This window comes from Pandoraea sp. LA3 (genome assembly GCF_022696215.1).
In the GTDB taxonomy this organism is placed as follows: domain Bacteria; phylum Pseudomonadota; class Gammaproteobacteria; order Burkholderiales; family Burkholderiaceae; genus Pandoraea; species Pandoraea capi.
In genome coordinates, this window is sequence record NZ_PTPY01000035.1 from 120831 (window position 1) to 145283 (window position 24453).

At 55.4% G+C, this 24453-nt stretch carries 25 protein-coding genes and 1 pseudogene; 5 read left to right on the plus strand and 21 right to left on the minus strand.

Annotation, left to right across the window (positions count from 1 at the left end; all coding sequences use genetic code 11):
• Positions 1 to 5 precede the first annotated feature (5 nt).
• Both C5N93_RS15875 and C5N93_RS15880 read right to left on the minus strand, forming a co-directional pair.
• A complete protein-coding gene (locus C5N93_RS15875; RefSeq protein ID WP_242560033.1) occupies positions 6 to 2243 on the minus strand; it encodes a ThiF family adenylyltransferase in 2238 nt (745 codons plus the stop codon).
• A gap of 13 nt (positions 2244 to 2256) precedes the next feature.
• Positions 2257 to 3375 (minus strand): metallohydrolase, encoded by a 1119-nt coding sequence (locus tag C5N93_RS15880; RefSeq protein WP_242560034.1) that lies wholly within the window; start codon positions 3373 to 3375, stop codon positions 2257 to 2259.
• Positions 3376 to 3659: 284 nt separating this feature from the next.
• Here C5N93_RS15880 and C5N93_RS15885 point away from each other — a divergent pair, with 284 nt between their 5' ends.
• The 3 genes and pseudogenes from C5N93_RS15885 to C5N93_RS15895 all read left to right on the plus strand — a co-directional run.
• On the plus strand, positions 3660 to 3983 hold the full coding sequence (locus C5N93_RS15885) for a helix-turn-helix transcriptional regulator (protein ID WP_242560035.1): 324 nt from the start codon (positions 3660 to 3662) through the stop codon (positions 3981 to 3983).
• Positions 3984 to 4030: 47 nt separating this feature from the next.
• Entirely contained in the window at positions 4031 to 4840 is an 810-nt protein-coding gene (locus C5N93_RS15890) for an ImmA/IrrE family metallo-endopeptidase (protein WP_242560036.1), read from the plus strand.
• Between the two features lie 843 nt (positions 4841 to 5683).
• A pseudogene (locus C5N93_RS15895) lies at positions 5684 to 5947 on the plus strand (transposase family protein); the annotation flags it as partial.
• Between the two features lie 69 nt (positions 5948 to 6016).
• Here C5N93_RS15895 and C5N93_RS28345 read toward each other — a convergent pair.
• Together C5N93_RS28345 and C5N93_RS15900 are read right to left on the minus strand one after the other, a co-directional pair.
• Positions 6017 to 6139 (minus strand): hypothetical protein, encoded by a 123-nt coding sequence (locus C5N93_RS28345; protein ID WP_277990375.1) that lies wholly within the window; start codon positions 6137 to 6139, stop codon positions 6017 to 6019.
• Positions 6140 to 6316: 177 nt separating this feature from the next.
• On the minus strand, positions 6317 to 7537 hold the full coding sequence (locus C5N93_RS15900; protein ID WP_242560037.1) for a site-specific integrase: 1221 nt from the start codon (positions 7535 to 7537) through the stop codon (positions 6317 to 6319).
• Between the two features lie 495 nt (positions 7538 to 8032).
• On the opposite strand from C5N93_RS15900, the gene C5N93_RS15905 reads away from it, so the two are divergent.
• Positions 8033 to 8578, plus strand: a complete 546-nt coding sequence (locus C5N93_RS15905; RefSeq protein WP_242560038.1) for a DUF4145 domain-containing protein — start codon at positions 8033 to 8035, stop codon at positions 8576 to 8578.
• A 9-nt stretch (positions 8579 to 8587) separates the two neighbouring features.
• On the opposite strand, the gene C5N93_RS15910 is transcribed toward C5N93_RS15905, so the two are convergent.
• The 15 genes from C5N93_RS15910 to C5N93_RS15985 all read right to left on the minus strand — a co-directional run bounded on the left by C5N93_RS15910 (position 8588) and on the right by C5N93_RS15985 (position 21032).
• Entirely contained in the window at positions 8588 to 9481 is an 894-nt protein-coding gene (locus C5N93_RS15910) for a tyrosine-type recombinase/integrase (protein WP_242560039.1), read from the minus strand.
• A 188-nt stretch (positions 9482 to 9669) separates the two neighbouring features.
• Positions 9670 to 9903 carry a DUF4224 domain-containing protein gene (locus C5N93_RS15915; RefSeq protein WP_242560040.1) on the minus strand — a complete coding sequence of 78 codons (234 nt, stop codon included), beginning with the start codon at positions 9901 to 9903 and terminating at the stop codon, positions 9670 to 9672.
• Position 9904: 1 nt separating this feature from the next.
• The gene (locus C5N93_RS15920; protein ID WP_242560041.1) at positions 9905 to 10681 is read right to left on the minus strand and encodes a hypothetical protein; all 777 of its coding nucleotides are present in this window, start codon (positions 10679 to 10681) and stop codon (positions 9905 to 9907) included.
• Positions 10682 to 10821: 140 nt separating this feature from the next.
• Entirely contained in the window at positions 10822 to 12498 is a 1677-nt protein-coding gene (locus C5N93_RS15925) for a type II secretory pathway protein (protein WP_242560042.1), read from the minus strand.
• Positions 12499 to 12500: 2 nt separating this feature from the next.
• Positions 12501 to 13553 (minus strand): zonular occludens toxin domain-containing protein, encoded by a 1053-nt coding sequence (locus C5N93_RS15930; RefSeq protein WP_242560043.1) that lies wholly within the window; start codon positions 13551 to 13553, stop codon positions 12501 to 12503.
• Between the two features lie 3 nt (positions 13554 to 13556).
• Entirely contained in the window at positions 13557 to 13859 is a 303-nt protein-coding gene (locus C5N93_RS15935; protein WP_242560044.1) for a DUF2523 family protein, read from the minus strand.
• 7 nt (positions 13860 to 13866) lie between these two features.
• A complete protein-coding gene (locus C5N93_RS15940; RefSeq protein ID WP_242560045.1) occupies positions 13867 to 15552 on the minus strand; it encodes a hypothetical protein in 1686 nt (561 codons plus the stop codon).
• A gap of 186 nt (positions 15553 to 15738) precedes the next feature.
• Positions 15739 to 15990 carry a major capsid protein gene (locus tag C5N93_RS15945; RefSeq protein ID WP_242560046.1) on the minus strand — a complete coding sequence of 84 codons (252 nt, stop codon included), beginning with the start codon at positions 15988 to 15990 and terminating at the stop codon, positions 15739 to 15741.
• 310 nt (positions 15991 to 16300) lie between these two features.
• A complete protein-coding gene (locus C5N93_RS15950) occupies positions 16301 to 16564 on the minus strand; it encodes a hypothetical protein (RefSeq protein ID WP_242560047.1) in 264 nt (87 codons plus the stop codon).
• Between the two features lie 25 nt (positions 16565 to 16589).
• A complete protein-coding gene (locus C5N93_RS15955) occupies positions 16590 to 16778 on the minus strand; it encodes a hypothetical protein (RefSeq protein WP_242560048.1) in 189 nt (62 codons plus the stop codon).
• Between the two features lie 225 nt (positions 16779 to 17003).
• Positions 17004 to 17612: a hypothetical protein gene (locus C5N93_RS28460; protein WP_347403309.1), complete on the minus strand. Its 609-nt coding sequence runs from the start codon at positions 17610 to 17612 to the stop codon at positions 17004 to 17006.
• An 830-nt stretch (positions 17613 to 18442) separates the two neighbouring features.
• A complete protein-coding gene (locus tag C5N93_RS15970) occupies positions 18443 to 18745 on the minus strand; it encodes a hypothetical protein (RefSeq protein ID WP_242560049.1) in 303 nt (100 codons plus the stop codon).
• Between the two features lie 466 nt (positions 18746 to 19211).
• Positions 19212 to 19403: a hypothetical protein gene (locus C5N93_RS15975; protein ID WP_242560050.1), complete on the minus strand. Its 192-nt coding sequence runs from the start codon at positions 19401 to 19403 to the stop codon at positions 19212 to 19214.
• 57 nt (positions 19404 to 19460) lie between these two features.
• Entirely contained in the window at positions 19461 to 20036 is a 576-nt protein-coding gene (locus C5N93_RS15980; protein WP_242560051.1) for a hypothetical protein, read from the minus strand.
• A gap of 75 nt (positions 20037 to 20111) precedes the next feature.
• Positions 20112 to 21032, minus strand: coding sequence for a hypothetical protein (locus C5N93_RS15985; protein ID WP_242560052.1), 921 nt, complete (start codon positions 21030 to 21032; stop codon positions 20112 to 20114).
• 507 nt (positions 21033 to 21539) lie between these two features.
• Between C5N93_RS15985 and C5N93_RS15990 the strand changes: the two genes are divergently transcribed.
• Complete coding sequence (locus tag C5N93_RS15990) at positions 21540 to 21839, plus strand: type II toxin-antitoxin system RelE/ParE family toxin (RefSeq protein ID WP_242560053.1); 300 nt, start codon at positions 21540 to 21542, stop codon at positions 21837 to 21839.
• Between the two features lie 327 nt (positions 21840 to 22166).
• Here the strand turns inward: C5N93_RS15990 and C5N93_RS15995 are convergent, their stop codons facing one another.
• Entirely contained in the window at positions 22167 to 22727 is a 561-nt protein-coding gene (locus tag C5N93_RS15995; protein ID WP_277990331.1) for an NADPH-dependent FMN reductase, read from the minus strand.
• A gap of 3 nt (positions 22728 to 22730) precedes the next feature.
• A complete protein-coding gene (locus C5N93_RS16000) occupies positions 22731 to 24359 on the minus strand; it encodes an MFS transporter (RefSeq protein ID WP_242560055.1) in 1629 nt (542 codons plus the stop codon).
• Positions 24360 to 24453 lie beyond the last annotated feature (94 nt).

Below are 24453 nucleotides of genomic sequence, written 5' to 3' on the forward strand. Positions count from 1 at the left end.
TCGTCCTAAGAGTTGGAGGAGCGCACGAGCGCCGAGTAGCCGTCGGGGCGATGAATGAGCAATACCACCGCGCCCGCAGTTGTTCCCTTCAGTTGATTGGCAGAAGCGACGTCAACGCGAGATGGGCCCATCGGCGCTAAGTGGCTATGCCACGTACCCAGGCACCAAAGCACCCCGGCGCCATGTTCGTTGTAATCCTTAAGCCGCAGAGTCAACCCTTCCGTGCCAAGCACGAAGAGCCCTGCTAAGCGCTTGCTGTCAGGCGGTGCATCGAGGACATCCGTAATCGTGATTTCTCGAGACACCTGCGACACGCGCCCGACGATGACCCCGCCCGTTTCCACGCTCGTGTGCCGCGCGACGTCTGCAGTGATTTTTTGGTGTGCCGTATCTAGTACGCGCACCGTCCACCCTGGCTCATCGACCACTTGCACTACCTGGGTCGGCCCCATGGACTTTCGCTCCCACGCCACCGACATTCCGTCATCGGAGACCTGCGCCACGGCAACAAGCCCTTCGTCCGACAACCCTGAGGAATGCAAGCTCAATCCGAATTGACCGACACCTGCGGCTATCAGGGAGATGCGCGCGTCGGACATAGGCACGGTCACCGAGTTACAGCCCATGCCGACACCGATGTTTGCCTTAGCCATACTCGCCGGAGATTTCAGCAGCCCCTTTCCACGAAGCTCTTCGTAGGCCGCAACCATCATGTCCTCCGTCGACGGATTTCGACCAGCCCCCTCCAGCGTCATAACGCCGATGCTGCCAAGGTTCATGCAGCACGCCTCAAGCACTCGAGGTGAAAACGGCGCATGCTCCAAGAAATATCGGATGGCCGGCGCCGCAGTCGTATTGACTAACACGGCGTTTTCGTTGGTCAGCACCCGTCGATAGGCACCGTGGTTAAGGTTTATGCCGGTGAAGTCCTGTGTGCAGATGACCGGCCGGCCTGTTTCTGGAAACCCATCTAGCAGCGCCGCGAGCACGGCACTCTTTTTTTTGGTCGTCTTGATGTCTTGAGGAAAGACGACATGGCGGGCAAGGTTGTGCGGGGAAAACGTGTCCTTGTCGGCTAGGAGTGCGGGAGTAACGCCGGCGCGAGCCATGTGCACGGCAATCTTTGAGCCGAGGCTGCCGCACCCGACGAAACCGAACGACAGATTCGAGTCTTTCTCGGGGATAGATGAAAGTCGGCGAAGTAACTCCTTGGACGCAGGAGTCGCCAAATATGTCTGCGCCACAGGAAGTGTCGACCAATCGTCGACGTGGCCCGATACGGGCATGTTCAGCCGATAGGCCAAGAACTCGATATCAGTCGTGTAGCCGACGACGTTGGTCGGTCGACGAACGGGCAAAACAATAAATGCGGGGTGTGCCAAGAGCCCGCGCGCCTTCTTCAGCACGGATTGAAGGTTCGAAATTACGTACCCAAGGCTTACGTCACAACCGAGCTCCGCGGCCCGAATCTGCAGGTCGGCGAAGGTCTTAACCGTGTCAGGAAGGAACATGTCATTGACCGCCATGACGCCATCTTTGTCGACCGACGGCCAGCAGACGAAAAATGGAGCACTGCCTCGCAAGGTATTGTTGGGCAGCTCTTCGCAGTGGTCATACATTTTCTTGAGCTGCTTGAGCTCCGGCAGGCCGTTCAACCGTTCAGCCTGCGAAAACCACGACCCGTCACCCTCCTTCGCCCAGGCACCGAACACGCTATAGGCCGTAGGCGTTCCCCATTGGGGTTTGTCAGCCACTATGGGCGCAATATCTATGCGAACGATGTCAGCAATGCCCTCGCGACGCGTTGGCTCCCAACCAAGGCTAGATTCGGCGAGAGCTGCGTTTGCGGCGTTTTGGAGCCATAGCACGGTCTGGCTCACAACCCATGCCATCCCGCCCTGAAAAAGCAGCTCGGAAAAACCGCCAAACGCGACACAAGGGGGCACCCGCTCGCCCTTGGCGTGCATCAGCGTGTGCGCCAAGGAGCTGTTGAAGTCACTGCGCAGGGTAATGCGGGGTGCGCTTTGGGGGTAATCCGGCCAAAACTGAAACTGCACCTCTTCGACCGGACGCACGCCTGACGGGCTTTGTCCTTGCGCTCGCCAGGTCGAGGGCAAATCGGTGTCGATAAGCGCCGAGACGACGACTTCACCGTTTTCCCGAACGCTATACTCAACGGAGCTAACAGCATCGTTAGCTCCGATGCTCCGAATAGCGTCTTCAATGGCCACCGGCACCGCCATCTGAATCTCCGGCTCAACCATGCGCCACCGGCGTGACGCCCAAACCTACGCCGCTGGCGACAGCCGCTCCAGCACGTCGTTCCGACTGCTTCTTCACGTGCTTGAGGCCGCCTTCCGATACTTCGAAAATCAGGAGCTCCGGCTGGTCGGGACTGAGGTATTCGCCGGTGCACCAGAACTTGCCGTCCACGTTGGCAGCAATATCCTCGTACTCCTCCTGAGCTCGAATGCATGGCGGGTCTTTCTTGTCATCCAACACTTCTTTCGAGCTCGCCACGATTTGCGCCCCCGGCAACGCTTGGGCCAAGGCGGCACGGGCCGATTCGTTCACCTTGGCTTTGCGGCCTAGGTCACGCCAGCTATCGCTGGACAGCGAGTGCCAGGAGCAGTGGTGCGGAGCCGAGAGAAGGTTATACTCCAGCAGTTCCGGCTCGTCCTTGTGACGGTTCCACTGTCGCTCCCAAATTGCGACTTCCGCATCGCCGCCCGAAAGGAACTTCACGGCCTTGGGCGCGCGCTTGACCCCGATGGCGTAGTTCATGATGACGCTGGACTCGTTCTTGCTCAGAACTTCATCCTCCTCTTCGTCGCTGGCGCGAAGCGGGGCGAGGAGAACGCCTTCGAAGTTAGGTTCGTGGCTCCCACAGATGGTGGTGATGCTCTCCTTCTCCCGAACGAGAATCGCCCCTAGGTCATCGGTTCTCCCATCGCTGTCTTCCCCGAGTACCCGGACGCGGTCGCCGTCCACGTAGCCCAGCCCTTTACGGTGCAATTCCACGCGACGTTTCGCCTCCGTATTCCACGCTTTAGCGTCTTCACAAAGCGTATGGAGCTTGCTCGCACGGCGGAAAATCAGCGGCGACGACCACATCTCTCGAATCACAATCCTCTTCACCTCGGCCTTGTCGTTATAGCCAGACAGGGGGCCCAGGTGGAAGTTGTCGACCAGCCCACGGCAGTGATCCTCGTCGGGGTGACTCAAGACCATGACGTCGACGTAAGGGCGGCCTTGCTCGTCACGGCGCAGGACACCACGTAGGTCTTTGGCTACATCCCGAACTCCGTCGCCCGGAATGCGGATGTTCACATCGATGAGAATGGTTCGACCGCTTTCCAGCTGGATGAGGGTCATATCGCCGTTTCCGACGGGGTAAAACGTGATTTGAGGTGCCATATCGAATCTCTACACTCGCCGCTAAGCGGCGCCAGACAACGAACGAGGTCAAAATGACCTCACCGACGCCCCACTGCAGCCCGACTACGACCACCCCAACAATTCCCGTGGATCACCCAAAAAAAGTTCGGAGGAGCGTTACTGGCAGCAAATTTATACCCGTCCATTCTCTGTTGTCAAACAAAAAGTTCGGAGAAGTGGTATAGTTTGCTCGGAGTTTTGTGTCTAGCAGGAGAGATTTGATGTCGACAAGACTTGGCGAAAAGCTTCGCGAACTTCGGAAGCAAAAGGGGCTGACGCTCGAAAAACTGGCCGATGCGGCTGGAATGAGCAAAAGCTATCTTTGGGAGCTAGAGAATCGCGAGTCGCAGCGGCCATCGGCGGATAAGCTGGCCGCGCTAGGTGACGTTTTGGGGGTCGCGTACACGTTCTTCATTGAAGAGGACACCCGCGTACCGGAAGAGCGGCATATGGACGAAGCCTTTTACCGCAATTATCAAAAATTGGACTCCGAATCGAAGGAGCGTTTGCGTAAAATATTGGAGACATTCCAACCAAAAAACTAGACCAGATGACGAGTTCTCCTGCGAAGGAAGCGAATCGATTGAGTAAGATGTTGGACGCATTCCACGCTGTCCATGGCGGGGAGCGTTTCCCCGTAGATGTATGTAAGTTGGCCCTTGAGTGCGGCAACTTCTTCAATTTCCCTGACCTCATCACCTCCGTACAAGGTGCAGACATCGACGGATTTGATGGCGGCCTTTTCCGCAAAGGCAACGAATGGCTATTGCTCTTCAACAATAGCCTGCCATCCGAAGGGCGGATTCGTTTCACGCAAGCGCACGAGCTTGGTCACTATCTCCTGCACCGGGCTACCAAGGAGATGTTCCAGTGCGGCGACATTGGTCTGGCGACGGAGAGTGAGAAGAGCACTGAGCTAGAGGCCGATAAGTTTGCCGCCTACTTGCTTATGCCGCTAAATGACTTCCGGGCCCAACTGTCGTCGACGGTAGACCTGAAAGTGCTCGGTGATTGTGCTGAGCGCTACGGCGTAAGTCTGACGGCAACCATCCATCAGTGGCTCAATAGCACTGAAGAAAAGGCCGTTCTGGTCGTTTCCCGTGATGGGTACATGTTGTCGGCGAAGGCAAGCGACAGTGCACATAAGGCCGGAGCGTTCTTTCGAACCCGACGGGAAACGATTGAGGTTCCCCCTGGTTCGCTTGCCGCGAATCCAACCATTACCAGCGAGAAGCAGGGGCAGTTGTTGCCTGCCAAAGTCTGGTTCCCTGATGCCTCACCTGGCACGCTCTTGCGGGAGATGAAACTCGTCTCCGACACGTACGACACCGTGCTGACGCTTCTCGTGCTTCCCAGCACGGAAGATGTCTGGACTCCACGTTTCGCAGGCGCAAGCGATTAACGGTTTCCGGAGCGGTCTATCGAGCAAAATGCCATTGCCATCACTTCTGATGGACAAGAAGTGGCGACGGTAAGCAGTGGGCGTATTGCTTTCCCGGCGTTCGATATATGAACATTTCGGGCGAGGGTGTCTGGAGCGGGCCGTGCATCAAGGTGATTGTGGGGCGAGTAGGCGAAATGCATCGGCGGGAAGGGCCTTCGTCGCGCCAAGACGATTCGCCAACCCGTGCGCAATCTCACCTTTCTCGGGCCCTCACCAGCCGCAAATGTGGTGATTTATGTTGGAGCACCGCAATTCAATGAGCCGTCGTCACCGGGGTCTCAATCTCTTTCTTTGTTCGGACGCTATCGTATTCCCGTTGACGAAGTAGCAAGCAACGCCTGGCGCATAGAGGTCGGCGAGCGGTATGAATTTCGGCCCGTCAATCGTAGTGACCCCGACCTGTGGCAACCGAACCATCGAAGATGGGGCCGCAGTTGGTGCCGGAACCAACTGTCGGAAATTTCCGCAGCTTGTTGGTCGCGTTCTATATCGCGGCTCTGTTCCAATAAGCATTCTGAACATCACGTTCCTGCTGCCACCTCGCAGCTGATGTTGGCGACGGAATGGCGGACGACTTGGCTACGCTTCCAACTAGAGGTTCAAGGTTCGATATTTCCTTAACATCTCCGAATTTGAGGGTAAAGGTCGGAACGAAGTTGGGAAGCGCTCCGCGCAAGCTACGTGAGAGCACAGTGTTCTGCGCGATAGCCGCGGCATCCTTTGATACGCCTCGGGCTCCAGCCTGCTCCATATCGTCCTCGGAAACGCTCACAAGGAACGAGCTCAAACCCGGGAAGCGCTCAGGGGTTGCCGTTATCCATCACCGTGGACAACGGGCCGGAGTTCGCTGGCAAGGTACTGGACGCCTGGGCGTACGAGGTCGGCATCACGCTGTCGTTCATCCGACCCGGCAAACCTGTAGAGAATGCCTACATCGAGAGCTTCAACGGGCGGTTCCGTGACGAATGTCTGAACGAACACTGGTTCGTCTCGCTGCGTCACACCAAGAACTTGATTGAATCGTGGCGTATCGAGTGCAACACAGAGCGGCCTCACAGCTCTCTCGGGCGCATGAAGAGCAGCAGTTTTTTACCTCGGACTCTAAAAGCGTTTCGGACTAAAACCGAGGGCAGGTCATGTACGCCAGACTTGTCCGGCGCAAAAGACTCTTGTTTCCACCTTGACGGCTGGCGCATAGCCCGCGCGTTCAACGATCTGCTCCATTCCATCGGGAACAATGATTTCTCTGTCGATCATGCAACATGTCCTTGGATAGTGAGGGGAGACTCAGTGTTCAAATCAACGCCACCTATGCACGACCACGTCAAATCCGCGCAAACGCGACCATTCGTCGAATCGGACTGAATGTCTTCGATCGGCCGGAAGTTGTGATTCAACTTGCATCTCAGGTATTTACGCAATCTTTCGATATGTTCAGTCGCTATTTTCACCCGGTGTGTCTATGTTTGCATTGGGTGTTCGTGCGGCCTGTAGCATTGCTGACGTCGCAACCTCCATAGAGTTACGCACCGGTTCAAGCCACAGTCGTGCGTAGATCGCGGTCGTTTGTGTTGACTTGTGATTTAGCGACCGACCGATCACGGACATATTCGCGCCGGTTCCAGCCTGCCATGACCCCATCGTACGCCGCAAATCGTGTATGCGAAGATCGGCAATGCCCGCTTTTTCGAGAATCGCCCTCCAGGCATTCTTCGGTGAAACGAGATGTCCGGTATCGCCGTCACCGGGAAAGACGAATGGCGAGTTGGCGCGGGCGTTATTACGTGCCTTCAGGATTGCGATGGCATCGGCAACAAGCGGCACAGTTTGAGGTGTTCCATTTTTTGTGTCCGGGATACGCCATTCGGCGCGATCGAAATTGATCTGATCCCACCGCATTGCTAGAACGTTCCCGCGCCGCGCTCCCGTGAACAAACTGATCAAGATGAAATCGCGGACGGTCGGGTTGGGATATGCAAGCACTTGTTCGAAGAATTTGGGTAACTCATCGGGTTGTAGGAATCGATCACGACTCACCTCACTGTGCTTGCGGATTCCATGGCAAGGGTTGAGTTTGTTCCAAATCCCCCATTCAATTGCTTTGCCGAACACGCTACTGACCAACGCGAGTACACGGTTCGCCATGGTCTTGTGTTGTTTGCTGACCTTTGTGAACAGTTGTGCGATCGTGGACTTCGTGATCTCGGAAAGTTGTCGCGACGCGAGATTGATGCCGTCCGTGTTGCTCGAAAGATACTTTTCGAACTTTTGCTTGTCCTCGGTGGCGGTTTTCTTATGCGGGAGACTGTGATTCGTATAGTACTCGCCGAAGAGATCACCAAATGTCATCTCCGCACGTCGTGTTCGCTTTGCGTCGGCAGGGTTCATCCCTTCAGCGATTTCAGAGTTGAGCTTCATCGCTTGGGCGCGAGCCTTGTCGATCGTTAGATCGGGAAATCGCCCAATTTTGACGCGCTCCGGCTTGCGATTGACTTTCCGATACAAGACGAACGTCTTGACTCCGCTGGCCCCGACGCCGACGGCAAGACCATTCACTTTCGTGTCGTAGTAGTACTTCCAGCCGGTGTCGGGCGGGGGAAGTCCCTCGATCGCTGCTTTGGTGAAGTTCAGTGAGATCTTGCTCGAGTGGCCCATTCTATTGCTACCCTATTGCTACCATGTGGGTTGATTTTGTTAGATCAGGAAATCTTTGTGAGTAAGAAAAATCATTATATATCAAACGGTTGAGTGTTTTTGTGAACGCGGATGATCTGCATTGAAGTGCTGTAAATCTGATTTTGGATCAGAGGGTCGTAGGTTCGAATCCTATCGCTCCGACCACTAGCTTCAAGGGATTGGGACAGGCAGCATCTATTGTCCCTAATCTTTTCCTTGGCATTTCCCTAATAACTGTTGAGCCGTCTCATGGCTCATGGTGCCGTAGTTCACGCTCAAATCTCCCTCACAAAGAAAAGAAATGGGGTGGTGATGAACAAAATCGGAGATGAAGTTAGTTGTCATTGCAACCGATGCGGTGGTGATAGATGGCATCGAGTCTTGCATGTCACCGGTAATCGATTTGACGATGAGCGGTATAACTACTTCGAGACAACGACTTTCTATACGCTTCAATGCTGCGGATGTCGAGCAGTGAAACTGCTTGAGGAATGGGATTCCTCGGGGATGCCGGAGCCTGCTCTCACGCACTACCCAGCTCGCGTGATTCGTAAGGAGCCGTCATGGATGTTTCGGTGGTGGATGAGTTCTGCTGACGGGGACAAGCCAGCGATGACGATCTGCAGAGAGGTGTACCGCGCATTGCAGAATGACCAGCCACATCTAGCGGCGATGGGTGTCAGGTCGGTTCTCGAACTCGTGATGATCGACAAAATCGGCGGGGACCTAAATCGATTCGACGCGAACCTTAATGCGCTTTTCGAAAAAGGTCACGTTTCGATGCTCATGCGAGATCGGCTCAAAAAAGTGCTCGACGCGGGAAGCGCAACGATTCATCGAGGGCATACTCCAAGTGCGGACGACTTGGAAACATTGGTCGACGTCATGGAACACATCGTTGAGTCACTATACGTCCATGAATATGGTGTGCAGAAGCTGACAGAAAGAATCCCGCCACGGCCTGCAATCCTTAAACCAGCGGGCAAATCTGACGATTCTGCCAGCGCGGTGGAAACTTAAGTCCAAACGTTACTCACTGGGAAGTTTGAGCCTGATCGAAGTGGTCGGAGTATCACGCAGCTTGAGATAGTCCTTGGTCATTGCGGGCGTGCTGTGTGCTGCTACTGTTTGCAGGGCATTGAGGTCATACCCTGCCCGCTTGGCGTCAGTAAGCGCCTTCGCTCTGATCGATTTGACGGTATATCCCCGGTCAGCCAGTCCGGCCCGTTGTGCTGCACGGTTCCATGCCGTGCGGATGCCGTTTGACTCGTATTGCTCAAATGACAGTGAATGGACGACGTTCAAGTTGCCGATCCGTTCGCGCCCGTCCAACGCTTGAATTCGCTTCAGCACCTCCCTGATTTCTGGAGTGATTGTCACGTCGATGGCGATACCGCTTGAGTCCACCGTCTTGCTGGGAACGAAGTGGATGACGCCTTTCGAAAAGTCGATCTGCGACCATTTGAGCGTCCGGATTTCGGTCGAGCGTTGGGCTGTCAGGTAGCAGAGGTCGACGAAGCACTGCATCATCGGACCTGAGTTGACCTTGCCGGATAGCCGTTTGCCTTTCCGAATGTAGGTATATCGGACGAGCGCACTACGGATCGCCGAAAAGTGATCGTCCGGTATATATACAGCGCTCGGCTTAGGGCGCTTCAGCCACCCCCGTAACTCGTTACATGGATTTGTCTTCATTCGTCCTTCCTCGATACACCAGCGGAAAAAGCCGGACAGAAACGCCCGCATGACGCGCTGCATATGCAACTTGTCTTTCCAGTGCTTAAGTACTTGCATCACGACGGTTGCGTCGATCTCTGCTACGTCGACGTTCCGCAGCGCATTTCCCGCATACCGGCCGTAAGCTGGCCATGCCTTCTCCCGATGGCGGGCCTTATGCTTGCGGACGTAGTCGTCGATTAGCATGCGAGCGTCACCGGTACCTTCTGGCCGGGCGTACCGCTTCTTTGCCTCGGATAGTCGTGCGAGCAATCTGTGCTCGCTGTCCGTGATTCGGCAAAGGCGAATCCACTTTCCCGAGACGGGTTCAACCCAATACCACGAGCCATCGCTCGCGTAGACACGGGGATACTTTGCTTTTTTTCGTGTTGCGTTCATGCGAATGGAGAGCAAACTTCAGGGCGATCGACGATCGGGGCGATGGTGCTGAGGCCGAGTTTCCGGGCTTGCAGGGCCTCGAACACTGACCACGTTAGGACGATCTTACGGTCGTACCTTCGTGGGACTTCCACGCCGAACTCGTGCTTGAACCAGCGTGCCTGCGCGCTGGGCATCTTCATGCCGGTTATCTCGACCAGCGCATCGTATGAAATGAGGTTAGATGCCACGTTAATTCTCCCTAGTTGCTAACCACAAACACCCCAGATCCTGATTCCAGAACACCTGGCAATGGTCGAGGCTTGCGCCTGCCGCCTCTGCCGCTTCGAAGGCGGTCACGATGGCCTTGACTGGGTCGTCGCACAGAATGTGGGCGATGGGCTGCCGCTCCGGAACCGCGATGCCCTTGCTGGTCCAGTAGCGTTTTTCATTGGCCTCATGTTCCGCGAAGTCTTTCGTGATGTACTTGCTCAGGTAGCCGGCCAGCTTGTGGCGAAGCCCTTTCTGGCGGAACGGGTTACGCACGTCGACGTTGCCGTTATCTGCGCCGACGATGGAGTGCCAGATAGCGCGAAGTACCCGGTAGTTCTGTCGCCCCCTCACCGCGACGTGGATGTGCCACGCACCGCGTTTCTGCCGTTCGGGGACTGCGATGTACTGAAAGTCCAGAAACTTCCCCAAGCGTCGACGTAGGGCGTCGAAATCGTGCTTGAGACGCTGCTTGTCCTGCATGTTCTCGCGGTACGTCAAAGTGATCATCCTGTCCGCCTGCATGGCTTTACAACGCAGCCTCACATTCCGTCGGGCGCGTTTGGCCGACGCTAGCCGGTTGTCTTCTTTCTTTTCCGATTCCCCGCGCTTCGCCTTCGGGATTCGATACAGCGACTGAGCGCGCATGTAGCGGTCAAACCGGGTGGCGTTGATCTCATGCAGACCCTCACCAAAGTCTCGGCCTCCGATGACCCATTCGCGGCGGAACGGATAGTCGTCTACACTGTTCTCAAGCATGGCAACTCCAGATTGTCGTGTTGATGTGCTGGCCCCGTTCGTTGCTGCGTTCGGGGCCTTCTCTTTTTCGGGGGGAGTGTTCTTGCCTTGATTGGCGGGCTTGAGCGGGTGTCTGTACGTTAAGTGTTACTGATATAAATCTAGGGGCGCGCTTCGCGCGCCCCCGCCGTCCTCGCCCCTGCGGGCGGCGGGAGCGCCGCGTCGCTTGCCCTTTCATGCCTCAGCGCCACTTCACGTTCCGGGCTGACGGCAGGGCGGTTTTCAGTGAGGGCAAGTGTGGTCGATGGCGAGGCTTCGGCGGACGTCGGCGGTGCTACCCACTGCTCGGTCGCGCGGGTCGCGCTGGGCCGCGCGTCATCAGCCCGGACTTCGCGGTCTGGCTTGTGGGCGACCTCGGCTTCGGCATCGGCGCCGACACTCCCGACGCTAGTCATCCTCACACGTTGCACCTGGAGCATCAGCAGGATTTCGGTGTTGGACGAGGCGTCGCTATGGCTGTCGAGGAAGCGCGGCAGGAAGGCGAGTCCTGTACGGTTGTCGGTGCTCTTGTTGGTCGTGAGACCGCCCATGAGAATCACGTCACCGTCGTGCAGGCTGACTTCGGTGCTGACTTCGCGAGTGTTGAGTGTCGGGGAGTTATTGACGCCCGTGGTCGTCTTCACGAAGTCACTGATTTGCTGCGTGACGTGCAAGTCGATGATTCGATCTTTGACCGTGGGGGCTAACTCAAAGATCACGCCGGACGAGTGGTATTCGACCGATTGGACAGGTTCACCGCCGCCGCGCGGATAACTCACGGATTTGAGGACAGGCACCTTCTGGCCGACGGTGAGACGGCCCCTTGCTCCCGAGCGAATGCGTAGGTTCGGGCTGTTGATGACCTGAAATCGCGAATCCTTTGCCAGCGCCGAGAAGACAGTGGAGAAGTCGCCCGCCTTCAGGCGGATGGCGTTACCGAATCGGTCGCCGTCTATCGTTACCTCGATCCCCAGACCTTTCGACAGCAGATCTAACGCGAGCTGGAATGCGGAACCGCGTTCGGTGTTGTTGACGACTTCGTATGCGGCTGCGCGTACGCTGACCTCGCCCACGGGCGTATCGAGTTGAGGAAGCAGCTTTGCTAGCGTTGCAATCTCGGTAGGCGTGCCGTGGAACAGTAAAGTGTCTCCACGCTGATCTATCAACGATGCAGCAGACCCTTCCGGAGCATGGCCGCCGACACGTGCTTCGGGCGGGGCAGAGACAGGACGATTAACAGTGAATTTCCCTTGGAACAATGGGCTAACTAGACGTGCGAGATAGGCCGTGTCGCGATAGCAAGGACGGTATATGAAAGCCTCCCGATTCTGCGCAATCTCGTCATTGAGATCGTGGCGCTTGAACACGAAATCAACACCTGAGCGTTGCTCCACGCTGAAGCCAAGAGAATCCAGGAACAAGACGAGGAACGTCTTCAGGTCCCCATGTTTGGTGTCATATCGAAATGAGACAAGACGTTGGTCTTGCAACACCTCCGGCGAAATCACATAAGGGGTCTTAACTGCTTCGCCATACAAGAGCGTCAGCAACTGCGAGACGCTGACAAGTTGAAAGTCAAACACTCCTCGACCTGCTGTCTTGAGCAGCGTCGCACGCTTGGCTTGGCGCTCTCGATCTAACTCCGCCTCAAGCATTGGTCGGCTTGCGTAGTCCAGAGGGGAGTATTCCTCTTGAGGTCGAAACCCATTGAAGTCAATGGGCGCGGGCGTCAACTTGGCATCAGCAGCATGTGCAGAGGTCCAAACGCCAAAAAGCAATGAAATGAGCAGCAGTTTCATTGTCAGTCCCCCGCCACTGCCGCGTTGGAACGGCCGCCCGACCAGACTGTGACTCGCCGTCCATCGACAGTTCCGATGGCGGCGATGCCGCTGTTTTGAAACATAGACGGGGACTCCACACGAAGTCGACCGGCATCATCAGCGACAACGATGTAGCGTTCGTCGCCAACACTAAAGTTGCCCGCAATGCGCCAGTCGGCGCTCATCGCAGGAGCAAAGTGTTGGTTGACTTCCCGCAGAACGGACGAGGCGTTCTCGGCAGGTGCTGTTGCGTCGTGATCTTTTCTTACTGGCAAGTGGTCGCCGCGAAAAAAAACCATGATGTACCAACCGCTTACACCGACGACGCATAGCATGAAAATGAAAATGGACCAGATGCGCATGTTGGCAAGCTTGTTTTGCCGCTTGTCAATGGCGCGCTCATTACCTTTACCCCCCACATAGGACTGATACAACGGGAAAATGGCCTTGTTGTACATCTTGGAGAAGGTGTCGACGCGATTTGATTTTGTGACCTTGCCGCCCTCATACATCTCGACTCGGTAACTCCGGTTTAGTCCGAGTTCTTTGAGTTTCTTCGTGACGAACGTCATCTCTACTACTGAGCGCAATTGCCGGTGCAGATCCCCTATCGACTGAATCATGAGCGCGACGTCACAGGCCACACCTGTCTCGGGGTGAACGTAATGACGGTGCATTCGAAAAAAGCGCATGTGTTCTGGGGTGATCTTGTTCCCGATCGACCAGAAATTCCATGCTTCATCTATCGCGACCAAATCGCCAGCGAGCACGATTGATTTCGCTTCGGGCCTAGTTTCGTCAGGGAAGAAACCTTCCCGCGTCACGTCTTCGTTTGTCACCGGAACTATGCTGCCGAGCGCTTCTGGATTGGCTTTCTTGACGTCCACGCAGTAGTCGCGAATCGCATCGGGCTGGATGCCATCAATATTTGTCACAACACGACGTCCTGCGATAACGGCGGGCACGATTACACTCCCCACCACTTCATAGCTCTTGCCTGACCCCATCAGTCCGGTGTACGCATTGATCGCCATCGGTTACCCCATCAACGGAATGCGACGCAGCACGAAGCGGTTCGCCATCGCCGCCAAAACGATGGGCATTCCCTCGGGGAACGCCAAGAGTTCCAGCCAGTACCAGGCGGAAGGCGGGATGCTCGCAAAAGCGCCCGTCAGCGCATCGGCCTTAGGCAGAACGCCTGAGTTTTTCAGTACCTCCACGAATCCCGTCGTGACGTACCACAGCGCAAAAAAAGTACCGAACTTGACGACTACGGAGCGAAAAACGAATTGGAGCGATCCTCTTATTGCAAAGACGAGGACATTGAATAGCGTGTTCATTTCGACCTCAAGCGGCAAGCAGAACTGTTACGGCAATCAACAGAAACACGGCAAGCATCGCTGCGTGGATTGACTTGCGATGCCGCTCAGCGATATCGCACATCGCGTCCATGCTTATGCGTGTTTGAAAGACGTCAAAGACAGGGCGAGGACAGGCAGCAGTGCGGCTTGGTGTCCTCCACTGCTTGAAATCCGGAAGTAGGCTAAGAATTGGCGAAAGGATTGCGCTGGGCGTTGGTGGCGTCTCAAGAGTTGGCTCACCAGTGTTGGGCGCTGGCCCGACATCGATTTGAACCGCGTTGACGACATGCACGCCGGGCGTGTTGACGACATTGACATCCCTCGATTGGAGATCCGGGGGAAGCTCGCTGTCTGGATCGTATGGGCGTCTATCGCGCGGATCGGGGCGACCGTCGGGCCACGTCCGAGTCCCAGGCCAAGGTTGATTTGGTACTACCGTGACATAAACCGGTACAAAGCGCTGGCTCACGTCCATTGGTCGGGAGAATGCATCTGCGAGACGCGCCGTGACTTTCTTGCCGTTTTCATCCGTTAGCGTCTTAACATCGTCGGGACGAATCGGGGACGTCATGCTGTGAGGAACGCCAGCGTAGTCCTTTCGCTGGCTGGCCTTGCTAGCCAAGGAGTTTGCGATATTCGCAACGAACGTGGGATTGAGTTCCAGCGCCTTTTCCTCGTCGGATAGGCCCCTAAATGCGTCGTCTAATGAATCGAAAACGCTATCGTCCCTTCTTTTTCTCGATGCGGTGTCCAGAACACGGCGCTCCACCCACGGAAACGAAACCAGTGGCCCCTCCGACGCACCATCGAGCCAAGAGCACTTCTCGATCAAATGGCTTTTGCCGTCCGGCTGTTTTTCCGATACCTTTTTGCAACGTTCAAATTCGTAATAAGCCTTGAATGCGAAATCCTCCGATGTCAGATAGGTGATCTTGCTGGATACAACCTCGATACGCAGATTCCTCACCTTGAGCTTGTAATTCCTTAGTCGTGTTTCTGCATAGGCGAGAAGATAAGCTTTAACGTTTTCGAGACCTCGCGCATATGCCTTAAGACTGCCTTTGTAGATGCGAAACCAATCGAAAAACAAGCCTTCCGGGTACGGAGCTGGATCCCGCCCCAGCACAGGAAAGGGGGCGCATTCTGGCTCATTGCAGCTTGACTCCCGATACACCTGAGCGCCAAGTGCTGCCATGGCAACCCATGGATTGGTTCCCGCCGTGTCCATACCTGCACCGGGATAGGCGGGCACTATCACTCTCGGAGGAGGCTCAATCCACTCGCGTTTCACCACTATCTCGCCGGATGCCGTCGCACTGACTGTGACGTCCTTTTTTCCGATCTTGGCCGACGCGATCTCGCCCAGGTGAGCGCCAAGCAAAACCGAAGCAAGGCTGAGCCACGTGGGGCCGTTCGCAGCCATCATGAATCGCCCATTCGAACCAAGTTCGACATAGTCAGTGGCCACCATTGACATGGCTCTTTGAGTTGCTAGTAGCCGAGGGTCTTCAGCCTTTACTCCATCCTGTTGTACAGCCTTTTGCGTGACGAGCGCGACGACTTGGTTGATGACAAAAGTTGTGAAGGCGCGTGCGAGCGGGTTGGCTTGAGCATCACTTGTGCTTCTTGCGACGAAAGCGAAGCACACGGCTGCTAGTAACAGCTTCTTCATCACATGCTCCGTAGGCCGCTTACGACGGCCCATCCGCAGACAACGCCCCACGCAAAGCACATCAAATTCCAGAGTTCTTGCGAAGCCATCGGGCGTCCTTTGTTGACGAGAAAGAGGGACAAGTTTTCGACGGGCGGAGGTCATGACTGGGAAGCGTCCGGATCGCCTCCCAAAATCACATCAGGTTCAGGCGCCGCGGATCATGCCAAGAATTACCTTGGCGCTTTTGATGGCGACGTAAACGCCTGCAAGCAAACCGGCGATGGCGATCACGCCGGCCGCGACACTAGCGAAGCTGATCTGGCCGGTAATCGCGGAGACGTCGAAATTCGTGGCCGTGCCCCCTTCCGCGAACGCGAGCATGGGCGCGGTAACTAGCGCCAAGCCTGCACTGGCACGTGCGCCCACATATTTGAATCGTGCAAGTTTCGTGTTCATTAGATTTCCTCACTTCAGAGATACCGGAGTGCGTCCGGCGCGCTGGCTCATCCTCGACGTATGAATCCGAGAATTGCACCTACATGAGCACTCAGGACGTACAGACCTACGACCGTCGTGAATGCCAATGTCCAGAAGCCCATCATCTGTGGGACGTCGGGCTGTATTTCGTGTTGATTCGTTGCGAGGGCGGTTGCTGCGACTACAGAGAACTGTTGGCCGTCTACCGGAGGGCAAAATTGACGGTCGGTCGCCGATGCCGATACCACGGGTTTGCAAGTCAGGACACGCGTCGCTTGAGTCGTCATCGTCAGCCCCCTCGATTAATATTTCGCAGGATCTGCCACGCGAACTTTGCGCAAGCCGGTTGCGGCAACTCGTGCGCTTCGTAAGTGAGATCCAGAGCGCCAGCCAGCACCTGCACGGTCTCGTAAAGCAGTGCTGAGGCTTCCAGCATTCGGGCGAAGCGTTCCGTGTCTTCTGCGTCGACGCCGCCGACGCGCGCGATGCACATGCACTTTCCATCGGTAGCCGTGATGGTTCGGTTGACGAGTTCGGTCGTGGGGGCTGCCATGTCGGGACCTATGCGGTTTTGGGCGTCACTGACGCTTAAGCGACTTGCTCATCGCCTTGCGGATGCTTGCCGGAATCAGGTGGCCGTCGTAGTCCATGATTCGCGCGATGAGTGAGCGCATGGTTTTGCAGACGAACTGGATGCCATCTGGACGCGTCCAGATGAAGCCCTTGCCGGCTTTGATAAGACGACGCAGCGGCAGCTTGAGGCGCAATTGACGCCACGGACGGCGAGCGACGGGACGGGGACGCGGCATACGCCGCTGTTTGATTCGGGCCGGAGCGAATCCGCCGAAAAGGTCGAGTGACAGTTGGTGAAGCATCGCAACCCCCAATCCCATCACGGCCTTCTAGCGGTGACGGTACGAAGAATCTGGCGGGGGGCCGGATTTAACTGCTGGTTGTCGCTTCGCGTTTCAGCGACGTGAGATGACGCAAAGTTATGCGGCAGCAGCCGCGGAAGCTTTGGCGGTAGCGGTTGGGCGCGTACTACTTACGTAGGGCTGCAACGCTACAATGCGCGGGACAAGTGAGCCGTCCATCGATTGCGCCATCGCCATTTCGGCGAAGTACTCGCCTTTGGAGGACTCTTTCGCGACGTCGGGCAGCGGGACGGTGCCGACAACGGCGCGGTCACCTTCTGGCGTTGCTTGCCAGAGGACACATTGAGCGGTGCGCATGTCGTACGGACGGCCTGTCTTGCTTGAGATGCCTTCGCGGCGGACGACGCTGAGGATGGTGAGCTTCTGCTTCTTGACCGGCGTGGAAGGCCGGGTGCCGTCGCCGTATGGCTGCAACGCGATGAGGCGTGGGGCAAGTTGACCCTCCATCGATCGCGCGAGGATGAATTCCGCGAGGTAGTCGCCTTTGCCTGCGTCCTTCACAGCGTCCGGGAGTGTGATGGTGCCTACTACGGCGTCTTCGCCTTCACTGGTGTTCTGCCAAAGGACGCACTCCGCAATGCGCATGTCGTAGTGACGGCCGGTCTTGCTGGATATGCCCTCGCGTCGAGAGACGTCGAGGATGGTGAGTTTTTGTTTGCTGGTCATTCGCCGGACTCCCTGTGGAAACGAATGTATGGGTCGGCAGACAAAGTACGGATTACATATCAATGTGCCGCCGACTAAATGTTAGTCGACAGCACAGATTTTGGGATTGGGATGAGTCCGAAATGCGAGGGCGAATAAAGGAGCTAGCGGACGTTGAGCTTGATCCGCGAAAGCCGTGGGTCGACATGGAGGCCCGAACGGGAATCAACGGACGACGTTGGCAAAACGTTGTCAGGGGACAGCAGCGGGCCAGTGACGACATGCTTGAAGCGCTCGGCAGCGTGTGGCCTCAGTACGCCTTTTGGTTGATGACGGGGAAAACCGATGAAGCGAACGGGCACACATCACCAACGCTGGCGCGTATCGCTCGGGACTTGCAGACGCTAAGGAAGGCTGGATAAAAGCAGGGAAGGTTTACAACCGATGGTGGAAAGGCAGGAAAACTTAACGCTGTCGGCACATCGTGCCGCAACTCATATCGGAAGGGAAATAATAAAAGCAGGTTTTAGCTACTCAATGCTCAACATATGGCCTTCATACCGTTCAGAAAATCCTCTCTACTAAGCCGTGTTCGTCGACGGCTTTTTCGACTAAGGCGTTCGAGCAGCGTGGCGTTACAGCCCTTGGATCGGGCCAAGACGCATTACAACCCTAAGCAATTTCGGCGTCAAAGATAGGGGCATTCGATTGGGCACAAGCAAGGTCGTCATGACGAGTGCGTTAACGCACACAGTGGTAGTGGCCACACCTTGATTTTTGAAGCGTGTGTACGGGGGGGGGCGATGAAAGGTGATACGCGGGGACCGCCGATATTGACGGCCCCACAGGTTTTACCCCTTCACTTCGGGGGGCCAGCCGTTGCCACGCGAGTAAAGAATGATGCTCGGACTAACAGTTCTGTCCGACGAGACCACCGCATGCGCGAAAGTGTCGAAGTAGATCGCATGCTCCGGATCTGTCACAGGTGCTTTCTTTATCTGCTTGCTCGTCGCATCCCACTCAAAGCCTAGGTACTTCCTCTGCTGGTAGAACCAGACGACATGCCCTGGGCGTGGCAGCGTCTCAGGGATCTCGAATCCATCGTCTCCTCCACTGCCATTGCCCTTTCCGCTGTCACTCTTCGACGGGCTCATAAAGGTCTCCAATGATTTAAATGAATTCAGCCGGGAAACCGGCCAAGCCCATCATCGCAGCAGTGACGGCCCTTGAGTTTCAGGAACTTCCGAATAAATTTTTGGATGTGGCGGGACTCGAAATATATCGCTGGAGCACAAAAACGCTGATGACGGACGACGACGTTTGAACTGTCGCGGACGCCACCGTCCTCGCGTTGATGAGCTCGCGCGTAAATTGAATGCCCACAGCGTCTGCACCTATTGATCGAAGCGCCAGAAGTAAAACGACGCCAGCGACACATCAATGACAGCAGCCAATATTGCTCTTGACTGGCAGACTCGAAGGAATTCGGTGCAGAGCTACGAAGGCCTTCAGGAATAACGGGCACAGCAGATACGGGAAGGGGTAGATACAGAGTTCCAATCGTATAAAGCGTCCCGAAGACCTCGCCTCCGGGACGCGATTTCTCCACTGCCAAGCCGATTACTTCAGTCGGATCTCCTCGTAAATGGTGTTGAGTAGTGCGGCAATGTAAATGCCATCCTTTTTCCCAACTTCCGAAGCTGAATTCTTGTCACCAGGTGCCCCGGAAACTTTGAGACTCCCGCTCTCGGCCAGAGCCTTGATGATTTCGAGGGCCGCCGTGGACGCGTTTGCTTCAGCGAAATAAGCCATTATTTTCTCTTGAGTTAGTTGGTTTTCTGCGAGGAATGAGTTTTCATTGCGACTTCCTTAACCGCTGTTTTCGGATCTTTTTTCCAGTAGCGCCACCTCTCCCAATCGAAACAGCACGCCAACGATTTCTATAAGCGAAATGATTGAGTACCAAAAGGCTAGCCAGCAAAGACATACGAGTGGCCTAACAGAAGGAAACGCCTGCTGCATTACACCAACTCCCAGCGTCATGGCTAGAACTACGAGTGGGTAGCCAAGGTCGACGTTCAATACAAGCATTGACCCGTGCTTGCGCTTACCGACTTTGACTGCGTCGGTTAGTAGTTTGTCCAGGTCTCGAACCAGTTTGGAGGGAATCGCAAATGTAAGCGCATACACACCGATCCCAAAACCCAAAAGACTAGGTATAACTGAAATCGTCAATGCTCCGGCAGACGCGGCAAATGTGTCCAATTGGCTCACGGAAAGATCATTGCCAAGCCACGCGACTAATATCCATTTTTTTAGTACAACTGCGGACAGTGCGACTGCAATAACTATCTGCCAGCAGAATGCTTTCCAATAGGCGAGTACTCCGGCAAATCCCTCATCAGAAGAAAAATCTCCTCGATAGGCATACGCATTCGTAATCATGAGGAGAGTTCCTATGATCGGAATTTTTCGAAGCCATTTGTATAGGCTCATTTTCCCGCTCCCAAGGTCGGACGATCAACCGTTCTCAATTTCTTCGTCCAGTTCATCTCCAACTTTTAGAAGCTTGTCGTGGACCCTATCATAAAACTCCGTGGGATCCTCAGTCGCAGCGCTAGTTCTATTGACTTGAAATGTAACCGGCATGTCTCGCGAGTCATATTTGGCTTGCCTTTCGACAATTTTTTCGCCAACTTTCTGCTTGGTAAAGTATGTGATCGTAGCGCTACCCAACCCTGCGGCCGTTGCCACAAGCATGCCTTTGAGAAACTCTGGTAGGCGGCTCATCCTGCCGCCCTTTCCCGCCGAAGCACGCACGGTCAAGGATTTCGTTCTTGTTTCCTTGAGTTCTCGGAGAAGCTCCTCGGTGTCATGACCGTTCCTAAATGTGAGGTCAAGGTCAACGACCGAATACGAGTTCGCAGCTTGGAAAACCTTTTCAAGTTCCGTCGCTTTCGATATTGAGTGAACCCCTAGCTCATGCTGCGGGAAATGTTCATCAGCGATTGGTTGCAGCATTCCCGCGAGAGCGTCACCGAAGACTTGCGGAGCAGGCATCCAAGCCGGAGCCTCTATTGCCAAGAGATGTTCTTGGGTATCAAAAACAAAAGCAAAGTATTCTTCCGATGTTACGCCCGTTCGCGCTCCAGCAGTGAAAAGTCGCTTGCCCGTGCCAAGCTCATTTACTGCATCCGTCTTTCGATAGCGAACGAATTCCCCGTATACGCAACCAGCTGGGAATTTGAAATTTTTCGTTGGACCGATGAATGTATCTTCGCTCTGTCGAAAATGGTAAGTTCCCTCCCGGCGCTCTCTGATCACTGCTTTATTGTGATCACGGAATTCGGAAAACAATTTTTTGTATCCTCTAACTCCAACCTCTTCCACATCCGCACTAACAGGAAGAAGTTGGATATTGTATACACGAAACTTTGCCATCCCAATCCCCGATAATTATTGAAAAAATAATTCGATTTATCAATGAATTTTGCGAATGTGTTTATACATCGAATGAGAAATTAATTCAATTAATTTTTCCTTTTCATAATTAATTTAATTTGTCAATATGATTAATGAATAATCAATTGAGTTAAGCATGGTCCAGCCGGAAAGGTCAGTAATCCATTGAATATTTTGAACATTTCTTGATGTTGACTTTGTATGCATAATGCACGGTTCTTTGGTTGTTAGAAATATTCATTGCGCCGTTGATCGTCGATTTTACGTGATGAAAGGCGGCACATGCACCCGAAAAGATATGTTCCGCAAGAACTTCCCACGCCTCCGTGATTCTTGTGAGTGGAGTGCTTTTACGTAAGTTGGCCGCGCGCTGGATGCTGTCATTGAGAAGGGCATCGCCGATGCCGAAGCCGGCCGGGGTCAGCCTGCCGCCGATGTATTCGACCGCCTTGAGAAGAAGTATCAGGCGAAGGTGAACGACAAGGGATGATTGTTCACTTACTGCCAGAAGCCGTCGTCGACCTCGAAACCATTGGTGACTACACCGCGCTGGATAATCCGCGCCGTGCCTTGACGTCCACTCAAGAACTGCGGGACAAGTGTGTGAGCCTTGCGGAGATGCCGTTCGCGTTCCCGGTTGTGTCTCGCTACGAGCGGTTCGGTATCCGGCACTGCGTCTACGGCAACTATCAAATCTTCTATCGTGTGGTCGAATCGGACGAGCGAATCGATGTCGTCCACATCCTGCACAGCGCGCGAAATTACGCTGCGATCTTGTTTTCCTGAGCGCGCGGAATCTCGGTATGCGATGTCTTCACGAGCCGTCGCATACCCCCGCCCGATCCCCAAAAAGTCCCCAAAAAATCATCAAAAGCATAGCCTGCCGAGCCTTGTATTTCCGTAAAACGTGAATAAGGCAAAGATTAGGGCGCTAACGTCCGGAAGTCCTCGCTGCACAACATGCCCGGCGCCGGGCGAAACGATGTTTTGGGATCAGAGGGTCGTAGGTTCGAATCCTATCGCTCCGACCAAAAAAATCCTTGTAGTACAAGTAGTTACGGAACGCCCCATCGGGGCGTTTTTCGTTTGTCTAATAGGATTGCGCGCGGCGGCTCACAGCATCAGATTCGCCAGTTCGGTCATCGCTTGTTCTGCGCTGGACGCCGCGTCTGCGAAATCCGTTGCCGGATGCAAGGTGCCGCCGTGACGGATCACATCGTCCGACAGGGTGATCGACGGCGCAGTCGCCACAACGCGCATCTTCAGCGCCTGGGCGACCTCTCGTAGTTGACTGGCGCACTTCGTTCCGCCATGTCCGCCATATGTCACGATGACCGTTGGCTTCTCTCGCCATTCGTCATACAAGTGGTCGATCGCATTCTTCAGCGCCGCGGGATAGCCCCAGTTGTATTGGGGGGTGACGAAAATCACGGCGTCGCTGGCGGAAATTTTCTCACTCCATGCGCGCGTGTGCGGCTGCACATAGGGCGCTCCGGTCGCGGGCAATCCCGGCTCGTCGTCAAGCGGAAGATGCCACGCGCTGAGGTCTACGATCTCATACAAAAAATCCGTGCACGACTGGCTGACATCGACGACCCACTGTGCGATCGTCGGGCAGTTCCGGCCTGCGCGCGTGCTGCCCATGATGACCAGTACCCGTTTTGTTTCACTCATCGCTTATCCATTAGTCGTTTGATGGAGCGCCTTTTTTGTAACCTGTGCAGGCGCCATCAGGGGAACGAAGCACAACGCCAACAGCCCGACCGCCGCCATGAACATGAAGGCATCGGCATAGGCGAGCGTTCTCGCCTGCCTTATCGCTGTTTCTGCCAATAGCGCTTGCGCCATACTACGCGCCTGCGTCTCCGATACCCCTCGCTGAATCAGCATCGCCGTCGCGGATGTCATCCATTCATCGACTTGCAGAGACGTTGCGTAAAGGAAGTCAAACAACCGGCTCGAATGCAATTGCTCCCGCCACGCCAGTACGACGGTCACGAGGGTCACGCCCAGCGACATCCCGAATTGTCGGAACGTCATGTACACTGCGACCGCATCGAGCTGTACCTCTTGCGGCAATCGGGCCACCGTGCCGCTGGCGAGTGCCGACAGGACCGGTGAAAGACAGAAGGCATACAGGATCAGCGGCAACGCGAAATATTCATATGGCGTGGTGGTCGTGATCAGATGCGACATCAGCGACATGGATATCGTCAGAAGCACAAACGCGAAAGCGAGCACCTTTCGTGGCCCGAACTTGCCGACCGATCGTGTGACCAGTGGCCGAATGGCCGCAGCCGTCAGCGCATAGACGCAGAGAACACGTCCTGTGTGGGTCGCATCGAGATGAGGGGAATAAACCGTGCGCAGGAATTCCGGCAGCGCGTACGTGCTGCCCGACACGATGATGCCGGCAAGCACCCCGAGTACAACGGAAGCCGTGACATCGCGGTGTCGAAGCAGCTCAAGACGATGCAGCCGCCTGTCGTTGCGATGATGGAGTTGCCATCCCACGAACAGGACGAGTGCTGACAGTCCGGCCCATGCCAGCCCACGAATCTCTGACGAGCCGAACCAGTCTTTTGCTTGTCCCCGACTCATCATGACTTGCGCACAGACGAGCACTACGCTGAGCAGGAGAAGTCCGGGCACGTCGATTCCCCGGGAGCGTATGTCAGTGGGGCGAACAACCTTCGGGAAGTGTCGTGTGAGCAGCCAGATGGCGACCACGGCGACGACGATATTTGGCACGAAAAGCAGTCGCCACGTGTATTGGTCGGTGACATAGCCACTCACCAGCAATCCGAGTGCCGTCGACAGATAGATCATCATGGAGATGCGCATCATCGAGACGCTGCGTCGCGGGCGAGGAATCAGCAGATAGACGCTACCGCGCCACCACATCGCAAGACCTGCACCGGCAAATCCAGACACCGCACGCCATAGCAGCATGGCGCCGAAATCGGTGGCGAACGCACATCCCAGCGATGCCACCGCAAACACGGCGATACTGCCCAGGATATAGCGCAAATAGCCGATGTGGCGGGCAAGCCAGATGGAAACGGCCACACCCAGAAACAACGACGTGCTGAAGGTAATCAAGAGCCAACTGGCTTCGTCCTGCGATACGCCAAACGAGCCCGCCATGTCGGGCAGCACGAGATTGACGGCATCGAATGTGTAGAACTCCAGCCATGCGGTCAGCCCGAGCCCGGTGAGAAGTCCCGTCTGTTTCCCATCGCCTTGCGATGCAGGCGCGGTAGCGGTTTTCAACGCACCGGATTGAAGAGAGGGAAAAGACGACATATTTGCAGAATTCGGAAATGACGGGATCGAACCTTCAGTTTGAATTGCTCGTTATCTCGCCGAAACCCATCAATCTGCATTGGTTTATTCCGAT

What these genes read in the sequence shown, in the direction of transcription:
- C5N93_RS15875 (WP_242560033.1), bottom strand. Translation starts at nt 2,243, where the DNA reads ATGGCGGTGCCGGTGGCCATTGAAGACGCTATTCGGAGCATCGGAGCT.
- C5N93_RS15880 (WP_242560034.1), bottom strand. Translation starts at nt 3,375, where the DNA reads ATGACCCTCATCCAGCTGGAAAGCGGTCGAACCATTCTCATCGATGTG.
- C5N93_RS15885 (WP_242560035.1), top strand. Translation starts at nt 3,660, where the DNA reads ATGTCGACAAGACTTGGCGAAAAGCTTCGCGAACTTCGGAAGCAAAAG.
- C5N93_RS15890 (WP_242560036.1), top strand. Translation starts at nt 4,031, where the DNA reads ATGTTGGACGCATTCCACGCTGTCCATGGCGGGGAGCGTTTCCCCGTA.
- C5N93_RS28345 (WP_277990375.1), bottom strand. Translation starts at nt 6,139, where the DNA reads ATGATCGACAGAGAAATCATTGTTCCCGATGGAATGGAGCAGATCGTT.
- C5N93_RS15900 (WP_242560037.1), bottom strand. Translation starts at nt 7,537, where the DNA reads ATGGGCCACTCGAGCAAGATCTCACTGAACTTCACCAAAGCAGCGATC.
- C5N93_RS15910 (WP_242560039.1), bottom strand. Translation starts at nt 9,481, where the DNA reads ATGCTAATCGACGACTACGTCCGCAAGCATAAGGCCCGCCATCGGGAG.
- C5N93_RS15920 (WP_242560041.1), bottom strand. Translation starts at nt 10,681, where the DNA reads ATGCTTGAGAACAGTGTAGACGACTATCCGTTCCGCCGCGAATGGGTC.
- C5N93_RS15925 (WP_242560042.1), bottom strand. Translation starts at nt 12,498, where the DNA reads ATGAAACTGCTGCTCATTTCATTGCTTTTTGGCGTTTGGACCTCTGCA.
- C5N93_RS15930 (WP_242560043.1), bottom strand. Translation starts at nt 13,553, where the DNA reads ATGGCGATCAATGCGTACACCGGACTGATGGGGTCAGGCAAGAGCTAT.
- C5N93_RS15935 (WP_242560044.1), bottom strand. Translation starts at nt 13,859, where the DNA reads ATGAACACGCTATTCAATGTCCTCGTCTTTGCAATAAGAGGATCGCTC.
- C5N93_RS15940 (WP_242560045.1), bottom strand. Translation starts at nt 15,552, where the DNA reads ATGAAGAAGCTGTTACTAGCAGCCGTGTGCTTCGCTTTCGTCGCAAGA.
- C5N93_RS15945 (WP_242560046.1), bottom strand. Translation starts at nt 15,990, where the DNA reads ATGAACACGAAACTTGCACGATTCAAATATGTGGGCGCACGTGCCAGT.
- C5N93_RS15950 (WP_242560047.1), bottom strand. Translation starts at nt 16,564, where the DNA reads ATGGCAGCCCCCACGACCGAACTCGTCAACCGAACCATCACGGCTACC.
- C5N93_RS28460 (WP_347403309.1), bottom strand. Translation starts at nt 17,612, where the DNA reads ATGACCAGCAAACAAAAACTCACCATCCTCGACGTCTCTCGACGCGAG.
- C5N93_RS15970 (WP_242560049.1), bottom strand. Translation starts at nt 18,745, where the DNA reads ATGAGCCCGTCGAAGAGTGACAGCGGAAAGGGCAATGGCAGTGGAGGA.
- C5N93_RS15975 (WP_242560050.1), bottom strand. Translation starts at nt 19,403, where the DNA reads ATGGCTTATTTCGCTGAAGCAAACGCGTCCACGGCGGCCCTCGAAATC.
- C5N93_RS15980 (WP_242560051.1), bottom strand. Translation starts at nt 20,036, where the DNA reads ATGATTACGAATGCGTATGCCTATCGAGGAGATTTTTCTTCTGATGAG.
- C5N93_RS15985 (WP_242560052.1), bottom strand. Translation starts at nt 21,032, where the DNA reads ATGGCAAAGTTTCGTGTATACAATATCCAACTTCTTCCTGTTAGTGCG.
- C5N93_RS15990 (WP_242560053.1), top strand. Translation starts at nt 21,540, where the DNA reads ATGATTGTTCACTTACTGCCAGAAGCCGTCGTCGACCTCGAAACCATT.
- C5N93_RS15995 (WP_277990331.1), bottom strand. Translation starts at nt 22,727, where the DNA reads ATGAGTGAAACAAAACGGGTACTGGTCATCATGGGCAGCACGCGCGCA.
- C5N93_RS16000 (WP_242560055.1), bottom strand. Translation starts at nt 24,359, where the DNA reads ATGTCGTCTTTTCCCTCTCTTCAATCCGGTGCGTTGAAAACCGCTACC.